Raw genomic sequence first — 12,465 nt, forward strand, 5'->3', positions numbered from 1 at the left:
CCCCTGTGGCCGGGGTCGCTGTGATGGGTTCGGGCACGGGGCTGAGGTCGTTGGTCATGTGCGGGGCGCGGGGCTGAGGTCCTTGGTCACGCGCGGAGCGCGGGCTGAGGTAGTTGCGCGGAGCGTGCCCTTGGGCGCGGAGCGCGGGCTTGGCGCGGAGCGTGCCTTAGCGCGCAGCGCAGCCTTGAAGCAGAGCAGCAGAGCAGCAGAGCAGCAGAGCAGCAGAGCAGCAGAGCCAAGGCTGATGCTCAGGCGCAGAACGCGCAAGTTGAGGTTCAGGCAGCGGTGCCGCCGGGCCCTGGAGGGCCCGGCGGCACCGGTAGAAGGGAGTGCCGGAGGAGACACAGTAGGGACGCGACAGGTGCGACGCCCCATCCCGGCGATATCAACAAAGCGACCCGAGAACCAAGGCAGTCCCCCAAACACAGACTGCAATCCAACCTCCCAGCCGCCAACCAGCCGCCCCCCGCCGCTAACCACCCGCCCACCACTCCCCCACCCAAAGTCACCGCTTCTTGATCGTTATCAGCGCGTCTTCCCACGTCCAGACCCTGGCGGTACGTTCTTCGGGGAACGGCGGAATGAGGGTGGAGCTTGACGGCGGTCATCGAAGGGCCCGGTTGGTCGGCGCGGGGGTTGGACCAGCGTTCCGGGCGTTATCCCCTCGCGGTCGAAGGTCCCGTCCTGCAAGCGGTGGACCGGCTCGTCCCCGGTGTCTCCACCGTCACGCGCTTCGTCCGCTACTACGCCATGTACGCCGCCCTCGCCGCGCACGCCGGACGGCACGAGCTGGACGCCGCCGCCTGCCGCGCCCTCGTCCGCCGCTGCGAAGTCATCATGGCCGGAGCCTCCCTCCTCCTCGACGACCCCAGCCTCGCCCACGGCATCGACCGCGTCCGTCCCCACCTCGGCGACCACCTCGACGTCGCCGCCGCAGCCGAGGACTACTCGCCTCGCGCCTGGGGCTTCTGGGAGCAGTACGGCGGGCCCGGCACCCTCCTCGGGACCGTCGCCGTCGAGGAGCGCGCACTCCGCCCCGGACGCCACTCCTGCCCCGCGCCCGTACGCGACCTCTTCGCGCCCCTCATCGAGGCCGCCTCCCACGACCGCCTCACCTGGGACCAGATCGAAGCCCTGGAACCCCTCACCCTCACCGCCCAGGAGCAGCCCGAAGGCCCCTGGCTCCGTGACCTCTTCACCGCCACCCGCAACGGCTCCCACGACCCCGACGCCTGGGAGACCGACGACCGGCGGCGGCGCGGCGCGCTGCGCATCGTCGGGCGTGCCACCGTCCTGGACGGGCACAGCGACGAGGACGCCGTCCGCTCCGTCGTCGCCTTCGGGAACCGCGCCGCCACCGACCCCGTCCTCGCCGCCATCCCCGAGGTCATGGACTGGCGCGGCGTCCTGCTGCGGCACTACTCCGTCGGCGCCTGGCGACGGCTCTGGGCCACGCTCGTCTCCGCCATCGACGACAGCGGCCCGCAGGAACTCCGCGACTGGCTCGCCGGCCAGATGCCCGACCAGACCGTGCGCGCCTTCATGAACGAGCTGCCCGACACCATGGCCGGCGGCCATCCCGCCCCCATCGAACGCGCCGCCCTCGCCATGGGCGACCCCCACGACCCCCTGACCAACGTCCACCTCCTCCTGCTCGGCGGGCGGCGCAGCGGTGAGCTGGACGGAGACACCAAGACCGCGTTCCTCGGCCCACGCAGCGCCCTCAATCCCGAATGGGTCCGGCTGCGCACCCAGGACCTCTCCGGCCGCACGATGCGCGACCTCGCCGCCGGCCTCGTGGACGACATGCTCGCCCAGTCCCGCCGCGTCGCCCTCGACAAGATGACCCCGGACGGCACCGGCCGCCTCAAGGTCTTCTCCCGCGTCCACGAGCGCAACGGCCGCTACTACAAGACCGGCGACGAAGGCGCGGGCGACCTCGGCCTACGGCTCGACCGCCTGGCCGAGTTCGCCTTCCAGCTCGGCCTGATCGACCTCGCCGGAGACGACGGCGCCACGAAGGTGAGCCCCCTGGGCGCACGGCTCCTGGAGGTGGGCGCATGACCGCCGAACCGTTCACCTCGCCCCTCGCCCTCCTCAACCAGTGGCGCGACCGCGAGGACGGCGCCGACCTCCACGAGCTCCTGCTCCTCGGCTTCACCGTCGACCTCCCCTTCCTGGAGAAGGTCGCCATCCCGATGGCCCGCGCCATGGGCGCCCGCGTCACCGTCGTCGGCGACGCCGCGCAAGGCCGCTACGACCCGGTCGACGTACGGCTCGCGGGCCGTTCCTACTTCCACGCCCTGGCCTCCTGCGACGGTGCGTTCCACCCCAAGCTGGCCCTGCTGATCGGCGCGGACGACGCCGTCGCCGCCATCGGCTCCGGCAACCCCACCATGGCCGGATGGGGCTACAACGACGAGTTGTGGACCGTGCTACGCGGCCGCCGCGACTCCGGCCCCGCAGCCCTCGGGCAGCTCGCCGAATGGCTCCAGCTGCTCCCCATCGGCGTCGCCGTCCCCGAGTACGTGGACACGATCCTCCAAGAGATCGCCGCAACGCTGGAGCCCTTCGGCGGCCCAGCATCGGAAGACGTACAGGTAATCCACAACCTCGACACCGGCCTGCTGGAACAACTGCCCTCCGGCCCCGTCGAGGAACTCTCCCTGTATGCGCCGTTCCTCGACCCCTCCGGCAACGCCCTCGCCCAGATCATCGACCGCTTCGCCCCCGAACGCCTGACCATCGGCCTCCAGGAGCACCAGACCAGCTACGACGGCGACGTCCTGCTGCGCGCCGCCGCCGACAGCGGTCGCAAGGCCGAGATCCGCCTCCTGCCCGAGCGTTTCCCCCGGCACGGCAAGCTGCTGGAGTGGACGGCCGCCGGACACCGCTGGACGCTCACCGGCAGCGCCAACCTCACCGCCAGCGCCCTCCTCCGCGCCACCGGTGCGGGCGGCAACTGCGAGCTGGCGATCCTGGCCCCGTCCGCACAAACCCTGATGCCGCCCGGCGAGCCCTGCCCCGCGCCCCGCCTGGAAGGCCGCCGCACGGTCCGCGCCACCGAGCCACGCCCCGGTCTGACGCTGCTCGGAGCCCTGGTCACCGCGCAGGGCGTGCAGGTGACGCTCGCGCGCGCCTACGACGTCGAGATCACCGTGGAGACCTCCCTCGACGGTTCCCCGGGCTCCTGGCAGCGGGCCGGAGTGATCCCGGCAGGCGCGACCGGCGGGCTCTTCGCCGTCCCCGAGATCGGCGGCACCGTCGTCCGCGCCGTCGCCGGGCCGCTGCTCTCGCCGCCCGTCTTCGCCGCCCAGCCCGCCCGGTGCGCGCGGCGGCGCGAGGACGACCACCGCCCCCGGCTGCGCCACCCCTACAGCGAAGAGGAGATCTTCACCGATCCCGAGCTGGCCCGGCGCTTCCGCCTCGACCTGCTCCGCCTGATGGACGGCCTCACCTCCGTCACTCCCGCCACGACGACCCCGCACGCCTCCACCGGCAACACCGTGCAGGACCGCTGGACGGCCTGGCTCGACGACTGCGAGCGCACCTTCGGTCGTCCCCTGACCAGCAAGCTCTTCAACCGGCCGGTCGCCGCCTCCCCCACCGCCCCCGGCTGGAACCTGACGACCAGCATCACGCTCGACGCGGACGCCGACGAGCCCACGCCCGAGGACGAGACGCCCCGCACCCCGCCCACGCCCGACGAGCGCGCCAGCTGGCAGCGCTGGGCCTCCCGCGCCGTCGCCGCCGTGGAGGGCGGCGCCCCGCTGATGACGCGCGTCCTCATCGCCCGCCTGTTCGTGCAGCTCCTCGGGCACGGCGTGTGGACCATGGACGACCCGTCCTGGCGCCCCGACCTGGCCGCGCTCACCCGCCACCTCCCGGCCCGTCCCGAGGACGACGCCCCGCCGGAGTCGCTGGAGCACATCGCCGTCCTCACCGCCGTCTGCATGGGCCTCCTGCACGACGGCGCGTCGCTCGCGGGCGGCACCCCCGAGGCCGAGGTGTGGGCCGAGGTCCGCGCCACCATCACCGACGCCCGGCCCGACCTGGCCGGAGACCTGCTCATCCCACCGCTCTTCCCGCACGCCCGCGTGCTGAGCCGTACGCAACTGGAGGGCCTGGTGCAGCTCGCCGCCGACGACGACCCGGTCGTGCACATCGCCGCCGACCTCGCCGAGACCGGCTGGGACCTCAGCGAGGAGGACGGCCTGTTCCGCGTGGACGGCTCGTTCACCAACCCCGTCCCGGTCGCCGCGCGGGTGGCGACGCTGCTCGGCGAGCACCGCGACATCGCGCTGGTGCACGCGGTGTCGGGCAACCGGTGGGCCTTCGTGGCGTGGCGGCGGCCCGACCTGGTGCTGGCGAGCTTCCCGGCGGGCAACGCCTGGCGGCTCTACCGGCTCAGCGGCCTGGCCACCCCGCAGGCGCGGCTGGGCTCCGGCGAGGGCATCACCCGGATCGACATGGTCGGCAACCCGGTCCGCATCGGGCAGGTCCCGCCGGAGGCCGCGCGGCGGCTGCTGACCGACGCGGGCACCGACCACCTGGAGATCCTCGGCAGGCTGACCTCGGCCGTCCGCTGAGAAAGATCCCTTTCGTCACGAACCCGGCCCGCGGACGTTAAAACGCGGCCCTGCCGGGCAGACGCCCTCTCGGAGTACATGGGAGGGGAACACGGATGCTTCGCACGCTCAGGGTGCAGTTGGAGGGGGCCGTTCCGGGGCGGGGTGCGGCATGACGGCGCCGACGGAACCGGGGATCGAACGTTACAAGGTCCGCTTCGAGCGCGAGGCGGTGCCCTATCTCGACCAGATGTACGCGGCGGGCCTGCGGATGACCCACAACCCCGCCGACGCCGAGGACCTGGTGCAGGACACCTACGCCAAGGCGTTCGCGTCCTTCCACCGCTTCGAGGAGGGCACCAACGTCAAGGCGTGGTTGTACCGCATCCTCACCAACACCTTCATCAGCGCCTACCGCAAGAAGAGGCGGCAGCCCGCCCGGTCGAGCACCGAGACGGTGGAGGACTGGCAGCTCTCCGAGGCGGCCGGGCACACCTCGGCCGGACTGCCGTCGGCGGAGGTGCTGGCGCTGGAGCGGCTGCCGGACAACGAGGTCAAGCAGGCGCTGGCGCGGCTGGCCGACGAGTACCGGACCGCCGTCTACCTGGTGGACGTCGAGGGGTACCCGTACCGCGAGGCGGCCGAGCTGATGGGCGTTCCGCTGGGCACGGTGATGTCGCGCCTGCACCGGGGACGGCGGCGGCTGCGGGCGATGCTGGAGGACTACGCGCGTGAACGAGGGCTGGTCCAGGCCGCCTGATCCTGGGCCTTCATTGCAACGACCTAGCTATCGCGCGAGTGCCCGACCTGGCCGGTGAAGCAAAGCCGAAGGCGGGCTTCACCGGCCAGATCGCGAAGCGATTGGCACTCGCAAAGGCACGGTCAGGGGGCGAGCCGCTAGGCGAGCCCCCTGGGCCGGGACTTCAATCAAACACTGCGGTGAACCGCCCGCTCGTTCGGAACGCAGTGCGTCATCTGCAAGCCCTCGACGTTCCGCGGCCCGTTCTTGCCCAGGTTCGCCAGCCGCTGCCGGTCCTCGTCGGTCAGGTCCTGGCTGGCCAGCGGCTTCAGGTTCTTCACGTCGTCGGGCGCGATGCCCAGGCCCTCGCCCACGCGCAGCCCGAGGTCGTCCTCCACCAGGAGGAAGTGCCACACCATCCGCTCCTGGATCGGCCGCTCGCACTGCGACAGCAGCGTCACGAAGTTGTGCACCAGGTCGTCGCGCTCCCAGTCCTCCATCAGCAGGTAGCGCTGGCCCGCCTGGACGTAGTCGTTGGTGCGCGGGATGCGCTTGCGGGTCAGCCGGCCCTCGATCGTCGGGCCCTGCTCGTCGTGGGTCGGGTACTGCGCCTCGCGCAGCCCGCCGGTGATGGACGGCTCGTAGTTGACGTGCGGGTTCTCGCCGCCGCCGTCCACGTGGTAGGTCATCTGCCCGTCGCGCTGGTTGGTGCGCACCTGGGCGTTCTTGGCCTGGTTGACCGGGAGCTGGAGGTAGTTCGGGCCGACGCGGTGGCGCTGGGTGTCGCTGTAGGAGAACGTCCGGCCCACCAGCATCTTGTCGTCGGAGAAGTCCAGGCCGTCCACCAGGACGCCGGTGCCGAACGAGATCTGCTCGTTCTCCGCGAAGTTGTTCGCCACGTTGCGGTCGAGCACCATCCGGCCGACCGGACGCGCCGGGAACTCGTTCTCCGGCCACACCTTGGTGTCGTCGAGGGGATCGAAGTCGAGCTCCGGGTGCTCCTCGTCACTCATGACCTGCACCAGCAGCTCCCACTCGGGGTGGTCGCCGCGGTCGATGGCCTCGCGCAGGTCGCGGGTGGCGTGGCCCAGGTCGCCCGCCTGGACGGCGGCGGCGTCGGCCTCGGTCATGCTGCGCACGCCCTGCTTGGGCATCCAGTGGTACTTCACGAGCACGGTCCCGCCCTGCTCGTTGACCCACTTGTAGGTGTTGACCCCGAAGCCCTGCTGGTGCCGGTAGTCGGCGGGGATGCCGCGCGGGCTGAACAGGTTGACCAGCATGTGCATGGACTCCGGCGTCTGCGACATGAAGTCGAAGATCCGGTTGGGCTCCTGCCGGAAGGTCACCGGGTCGGGCTTGAGCGCGTGGATGACGTCGGGGAACTTGATGGCGTCGCGGATGAAGAAGACCGCGAGGTTGTTGCCCACCAGGTCCCAGTTGCCGTCCTCGGTGTAGAACTTGATCGCGAAGCCGCGCGGGTCGCGGGCCGCCTCCGAGGAGTCGCGGCCGCCGATGACGGTCGAGAAGCGGATCGCCAGCGGCGTGCGCTTGCCCCGCTCCGCGAAGATCTTGGCGCGGGTGTAGTCCGCGATCGGCTCGTCGCCCCACTTTCCGTACGCCTCGAAGTAGCCGTAGGCGGTGGCCCCGCGGGCGTGCACGACCCGCTCGGGGATGCGCTCGCGGTCGAAGTGGCTGATCTTCTCCAGGAACTGGTAGTTCTCCAGCGTGGCCGGGCCGCGCGGGCCGACCGTGCGCTGGTTCTGGTTGTCGTAGACGGGGTGCCCCTGCCGGTTGGTGAGCACCTCGCGCCGGTCGCCGGGCTGCGGTCCCTGGCCTGAGACGTCGGTCATGGCAGGGGATCTCCTCTCGGTACCCGCCGTGCGAACATGCGGGATCGTCTGGCCTACCCGGAGTCCGGCCCACTACCCGCCGGGTGCGGGCAAAAAGATCGGAACGGCCGGTTTCTCGATCCGACAAAAGCTGCGAAAAGGGCTTATCGCCAGTGCCTTTTCATGATCGAAAAAGGTCGGCAGAAAAGATCGTCACCGGGACCGCCGGGTTTTACGGCAATTTCCACCCGAACACGTTCGGTGTGATGCATCCTACGTAGCGTGTCCGACCACCACGCGGAGCGTCACCGCCACGGCCCCCGCCGCCCCGTCCGGTCCCGCCCGCGCCCCGTCCACCCCCGAGGACGTGATCAATGACCGCGCACGCTTCCCCCGGCCGCTCCCCCGGTCACCCCGCCGGCCACCGCGTGGACCGCGCCCCGATGGAGCGGGCCCTGCTCACCTGGCTGATCGCGGTGGTCGTCATCGGCGGCGGCTGGTTGTGGGCGGTGGTGGCCGTCGAGCCCGCGGCCAAGCGGCTGGTGGCGATCGGCGGCGGCGGCGCCGCGCTGGCCTTGGCCCTGGCGGTCGCGGTCGCGGCCTACCACGCCACCGCCGCACGCCGCGCCCGCGCCGGGCTCGGCCTGCTGGAGGGCGGCACGGCGCACCTGGAGCAGCAGATCCAGCAGCTGTGCGAGCGCTCGCTGCCCGTCGTCATCGCCCGCGTCCGCGAGGGCGCGCCCGCCGACACCGCGGTCGCCGAGGCCCCCCGCCCCACCGCGCCCGCGCTCGTCCACCTGCTCCGGCTGGTGGCCCGCGAGCTGGCCGACGCCGAACGTTCGCTGACCGCCGCGCGCGCCGCGAACGCCGCCGCCGAGGACGAGGCCGACCACCTGATCAGGGTCGTCGTCCCGCGCATGGTCAAGCAGGTCCGCGAGCAGAACGCCTCGGCCAACACCCTGCTGTCGGACCTGGAGGTCCCCGGCACCGAGCACGTCGCCCGCTTCCAGCACGCCTTCGCGCATGAGCTGGCGCGCACCCAGGAGCTGACCGCCTGCGTGCTGATGGCCTGCTCCGGCGCCGCCGCCCGCCTCCAGGCGCAGGCCACCTCGATGCTGGCGCTGCTGCGCGCGCTCCAGCACCGCTACGACGAGCAGGAGGTCTTCGACGACCTGCTCGACATCGACCACCGCGTCTCCCAGATGGGCCGGCTGGCCGACAGCATCGCGCTGCTCAGCGGCGGACGCACCGGCCGCCGCTGGACCAAGCCGATCATCATGGAGTCCATCCTGCGCGGCGCGATGGGCCGCATCGCCGACTACCGCCGGGTCAAGCTGCACTCCACCAACCGGTCGGCGGTCGCCGGGCACGCCGCCGAGGGCGTCATGCACGCGCTCGCCGAGCTGATGGACAACGCCACGATCTTCTCCACCCGCGACAACGACGTGCACGTCTACGTCGAGGAGGAGGACGCGGGCGTGGTCGTCACCGTCGAGGACAGCGGGCTCGGGATGCGCCGCCGCGAGCGCGAGCGCGCCGAGCGGCTGATCGCCAACCCCACCGACATGACCTCGCTGCCCGGCACCCGGCTGGGGCTCGCGGTGGTCGGGCGGCTGGCGCACAAGCACCGGCTGCGGGTGAACTTCCGGCCGTCCTCGCGCGGTGGCATCGGGGTGGTCATGATGATCCCCCGGCACATCATCACCCGGCCGCTGCGCGACCCGTTCGCCGACTACTACAACGACGAGCCGCCCTCGCCCGCCGACGCCCTCGTCCGGCCGCCGCTCCCCGCGCCGCCCCGGCCGGTCCCGCCCGCGCACCAGCCCGCGCGTCAACCCGCCCATCAGCTCGCCCGGCAGGCGCCCCCCGTGCCGCAGGCCCCGGCCCCGGGCTCGGGCCCAGCCGGAGGCGACGACGACTTCGCCGACCTGCCGCAACGCCGCAAGGGCGAGACCCTCGCGAACTCGCCCTACCACCAGGACGACCCGATCGCCGCGCCCGTCCGCGACCGCCACGAGGCCGCCGCCCGCATGGGCGCCTTCCACGCCGCCGGACGCGGCCGCAAGGGCACCGCCGCCGGACGGCACTCGACCGAGCAGCCCGACCCGCAGAGCACCGACCCGCGAGGCGCGGGACCGTTGAGCACGGGGCCGCAGGGCACGAATCCGCTGAGCACCGGGCCGCAGAACACGGGCCCGCAGAACACGGATTCGCTGAGCACCGGGCCGCAGAACGCCGGGCGATGGACTCCCGAGACCGGCCAGCGGACCGAGTCCCCGGAGGCCCCGTGACCCCGCCCGCACAGCGCCCACTCGCACAGCGCCCCTCCACACCGCGCCCCTCCGCACAGCATCCGCCCGCGCGCCGCCCATCCGCGCGCCGCCCATCCGTGCAGCGCCCCTTCGCGCAGCACCCCTTCGTGCACCGCCGCCCCACCCCTCCCGGGACCATCCTCCCGGGCCGTAGAGAGGAGGCCGGGGCCACCGCCCCGTGAGCACCATGAGCACCGACGACCGCGACATGGCCTGGATGCTGGACAAACTCAAGGACCGGGCGATCGGCACCCGGCACGTGCTGGCGCTGTCCAAGGACGGGCTGAAGATCTGCCACAGCACCGGCCTGGACAACGACCGCGCCGACCAGCTCGCCGCCGTCGCCTCCGGCATCCAGAGCCTGTCGCTCAGCGCCTCCGGCGAGTTCGGCACCGGCATCGGCGCGGGCCAGTCGATGGTGGAGTTCCGCGGCGGCGTGCTGCTGATCGTCCCGGCCGGGGAGGGCGCGCACCTGGCGGTCGTCGGCGCCGAGGACTGCGACGTCGGCATGATCGCGCACTATATGAACGAGCTGGTGGAGCAGGTCGGGGGCTTCCTGACCGCGCCGCCGCGCCGGCCCGCCGGGGCCGGGGAACGATGAGCGACCCGCCGTCGCTGGAGGGCGAGGAGCCCGACCGGCTGTACATCGTCACCGGCGGGCGCGGCGCGGCGGTCCCCGTCGAGCTGGACCTGGTGACGCTGGTGCTGGCCGAGGGCGAGCCGGCCGGCGGCATGCAGTCCGAGCACGCCGAGATCCTGCGCTCGTGCCGCTACCACCCGATGGCGGTGGTCGAGCTGTCGGCCCGGCTGCGGATGCCGGTCAGCGTGGTGCGGGTGCTGCTGCGCGACCTGCTGGCGCTCGGCCGGATCACCGCCCGGCCGCCCGCCTCGGCCCCCGCCCGCGCCGAACTCCCCGACCTGGCAACCCTGAAGCAGGTGCTCGTTGGACTCCAGAACCTCTGACCAGCCCACCGGGCCCGGAACGGTGCCCGGTGTCCGCGCCGAGGCCGCCCCCGGCACGGTGCCCGGCATCGTGCCCGCCGCCGCGTCCCCCGCCGGCGGCGATCCGCCGCTGCGCGCCACCGCCCGCGACGGTCTCAAGATCGTGATCGTGGGCGGATTCGGCGCGGGCAAGACCACCATGGTGGGCGCGGTCAGCGAGATCCGGCCGCTCAGCACCGAGGAGGTCATGACGCGGGCCGGGATCGGCATCGACGACCCCTCCCGCGTCCGGGACAAGAACACCACCACCGTGGCGTTCGACTTCGGCCGCATCACGCTGAACGACCTCCAGGTGTTGTACCTGTTCGGCGCGCCGGGCCAGCAGCGGTTCTGGTTCCTGTGGGAGCAGCTGTTCGCCGGGGCGCTCGGCGCGGTCGTGCTGGTCGACACCCGCCGCATCGCCGACTCCTGGTACGCCATCGACCGGCTGGAGGCGCACCCGCTGCCGTTCGTCGTGGCGGTCAACCGGTTCGACGACGCGCCCGGCCCGCCGCTGGAGCGCGTCCGGGACGCGCTCGACCTCGACCCCGGGGTGTCGCTGATCGAGTGCGACGCGCGCCGCCGCGCCTCCACCAAGACCGCGCTGATCACCCTCGTGCGGCATCTGACCGCCCTGCACGACCTGCCCGCCTCCGCCGCCGCCCGGGAGCCCGTGACGTGACCGAACCGACCGTGACCCAGCCCGTAGCCCCGTCCGCGGCCCAGTCCGCGACGCAGCCCGTCCCCGCCCCCGCGCCGCCCGGCGACGGCCCGCCGCCCGGCCGCGGCCATCCCGGCCACCCGCAGCCGGTGCGGCTGTACGGGCCGCACGTCGCCGACGACCCCGCCGAGCTGTACCGCACGCTGCGCGAGCGCTACGGCCCGGTCGTGCCGATCCTGCTGGACGGCGACGTGCCCGCCTGGTTCGTGCTGGGCTACCGCGAGGTCAACCACGTGACCAGCAACCCCCGGCTGTTCGCGCGCGACTGCCGCCGCTGGAACGCCTGGGACCTGATCCCCGGCGACTGGCCGCTGATGCCGTACGTGGGCTGGACGCCGTCGGTGATGTTCGCCGAGGGCCCCGAGCACCAGCGGCGCGCGGGCGCGATCGGCGACGCGCTGGACGAGGTGAGCCGCGCCGAGCTGGTCACCGTGTGCCGCGCCGAGGCCGACAAGCTGATCGACGAGTTCGCCGGGGCGGGCGAGGCCGACCTGGTCGCCCAGTACTCGCACCGCATCCCGCTGCTGGTGGTGGCGCGGCTGTTCGGGCTGCCGGGCGCCGACATCCCGGTGCTGGTGCAGGACGTGGCCGAGTCGCTGGACGTGGGTGACAAGGCCATCGCCGCGCACCAGCGCATCCACGCGCGGATGCAGCGGCTGGTGCAGGACCGCAAGCACCTGCCGCGCTCGGACGTGCCGTCCCGGCTGATCCACCACCCGGCCGGGCTCAGCGACGACGAGGTCGTCATCGACCTGCTGGTGGTGATGGCCGCCGCGCAGCAGCCCACCGGCAACTGGATCGGCAACGCGCTGCGGCTGATGTTGTCCGACGACTCGTTCTCGGTGACCTTCCAGGGCAACCGGCGCAGCGTCGGCGAGGCGCTGAGCGAGGTGTTGTGGGAGGACACCCCGACGCAGAACTTCATCGGCCGGTGGGCGGTGCACGACTGCCGCCTCGGCGACCAGCGGGTCCGGCGCGGCGACCTGCTGGTGCTGGGGCTGGCGGCGGCCAACGCCGACCCGCAGGCGCAGCCGGAGTCCTACAGCGACGCCGCCGCCAACCGCGCGCACATGTCGTTCGGCAAGGGCGAGCACGGTTGCCCGTTCCCCGCGCCGGAGCTGGCCGAGCTGCTGGCCCGCACGGCGGTGGAGGCGCTGCTGGACCGGCTGCCGGACGTCCGGCTCGCGGTGCCGGTGGACGACCTGGAGTGGCGCCCGTCGGTGTGGATGCGGGGACTGTTCACGCTGCCGGTGGTGTTCAGCCCGACGCTCGACCTGGCCGACGCGCCCGCGCCGACCGACGAGGAGCCCTGACC

The 12,465-nt window shown here is 72.8% G+C and carries 9 protein-coding genes; 8 read left to right on the plus strand and 1 reads right to left on the minus strand.

Annotated features, from left to right (window positions below; all coding sequences use genetic code 11):
• The first annotated feature begins 693 nt into the window (after positions 1-693).
• The 3 genes from AH6_RS37300 to AH6_RS37310 all read left to right on the plus strand — a co-directional run bounded on the left by AH6_RS37300 (position 694) and on the right by AH6_RS37310 (position 5,328).
• Positions 694-2,064: a hypothetical protein gene (locus tag AH6_RS37300; RefSeq protein ID WP_157431953.1), complete on the plus strand. Its 1,371-nt coding sequence runs from the start codon at positions 694-696 to the stop codon at positions 2,062-2,064.
• Positions 2,061-4,589 carry a phospholipase D-like domain-containing protein gene (locus tag AH6_RS37305; RefSeq protein ID WP_067490031.1) on the plus strand — a complete coding sequence of 843 codons (2,529 nt, stop codon included), beginning with the start codon at positions 2,061-2,063 and terminating at the stop codon, positions 4,587-4,589. Before AH6_RS37300 ends, AH6_RS37305 begins: the two co-directional genes overlap by 4 nt.
• Before the next feature lie 151 nt (positions 4,590-4,740).
• Positions 4,741-5,328 carry a sigma-70 family RNA polymerase sigma factor gene (locus tag AH6_RS37310; RefSeq protein ID WP_067490034.1) on the plus strand — a complete coding sequence of 196 codons (588 nt, stop codon included), beginning with the start codon at positions 4,741-4,743 and terminating at the stop codon, positions 5,326-5,328.
• Positions 5,329-5,495: 167 nt separating this feature from the next.
• Here AH6_RS37310 and AH6_RS37315 read toward each other — a convergent pair whose 3' ends face one another.
• Positions 5,496-7,157 (minus strand): catalase, encoded by a 1,662-nt coding sequence (locus tag AH6_RS37315; protein WP_067490037.1) that lies wholly within the window; start codon positions 7,155-7,157, stop codon positions 5,496-5,498.
• A 353-nt stretch (positions 7,158-7,510) separates the two neighbouring features.
• On the opposite strand from AH6_RS37315, the gene AH6_RS37320 reads away from it, so the two are divergent.
• From AH6_RS37320 to AH6_RS37340, 5 genes are all read left to right on the plus strand, one after another.
• The gene (locus AH6_RS37320; protein WP_067490040.1) at positions 7,511-9,427 is read left to right on the plus strand and encodes a sensor histidine kinase; all 1,917 of its coding nucleotides are present in this window, start codon (positions 7,511-7,513) and stop codon (positions 9,425-9,427) included.
• A 208-nt stretch (positions 9,428-9,635) separates the two neighbouring features.
• Positions 9,636-10,049, plus strand: coding sequence for a roadblock/LC7 domain-containing protein (locus tag AH6_RS37325; protein ID WP_067490113.1), 414 nt, complete (start codon positions 9,636-9,638; stop codon positions 10,047-10,049).
• Positions 10,046-10,411, plus strand: coding sequence for a DUF742 domain-containing protein (locus AH6_RS37330; protein WP_067490043.1), 366 nt, complete (start codon positions 10,046-10,048; stop codon positions 10,409-10,411). Before AH6_RS37325 ends, AH6_RS37330 begins: the two co-directional genes overlap by 4 nt.
• A gap of 70 nt (positions 10,412-10,481) precedes the next feature.
• Positions 10,482-11,111, plus strand: a complete 630-nt coding sequence (locus AH6_RS37335; RefSeq protein WP_067490116.1) for a GTP-binding protein — start codon at positions 10,482-10,484, stop codon at positions 11,109-11,111.
• A gap of 11 nt (positions 11,112-11,122) precedes the next feature.
• Entirely contained in the window at positions 11,123-12,463 is a 1,341-nt protein-coding gene (locus AH6_RS37340; RefSeq protein WP_067490119.1) for a cytochrome P450, read from the plus strand.
• Positions 12,464-12,465 lie beyond the last annotated feature (2 nt).

The organism is Actinomadura hibisca NBRC 15177 (assembly GCF_001552635.1).
GTDB lineage: Bacteria > Actinomycetota > Actinomycetes > Streptosporangiales > Streptosporangiaceae > Spirillospora > Spirillospora hibisca.

Coding starts and splice junctions, on each gene's coding strand:
- AH6_RS37325 (WP_067490113.1), top strand. CDS start 9,636: ATGAGCACCGACGACCGCGACATGGCCTGGATGCTGGACAAACTCAAG.
- AH6_RS37330 (WP_067490043.1), top strand. CDS start 10,046: ATGAGCGACCCGCCGTCGCTGGAGGGCGAGGAGCCCGACCGGCTGTAC.
- AH6_RS37310 (WP_067490034.1), top strand. CDS start 4,741: ATGACGGCGCCGACGGAACCGGGGATCGAACGTTACAAGGTCCGCTTC.
- AH6_RS37320 (WP_067490040.1), top strand. CDS start 7,511: ATGACCGCGCACGCTTCCCCCGGCCGCTCCCCCGGTCACCCCGCCGGC.
- AH6_RS37315 (WP_067490037.1), bottom strand. CDS start 7,157: ATGACCGACGTCTCAGGCCAGGGACCGCAGCCCGGCGACCGGCGCGAG.
- AH6_RS37305 (WP_067490031.1), top strand. CDS start 2,061: ATGACCGCCGAACCGTTCACCTCGCCCCTCGCCCTCCTCAACCAGTGG.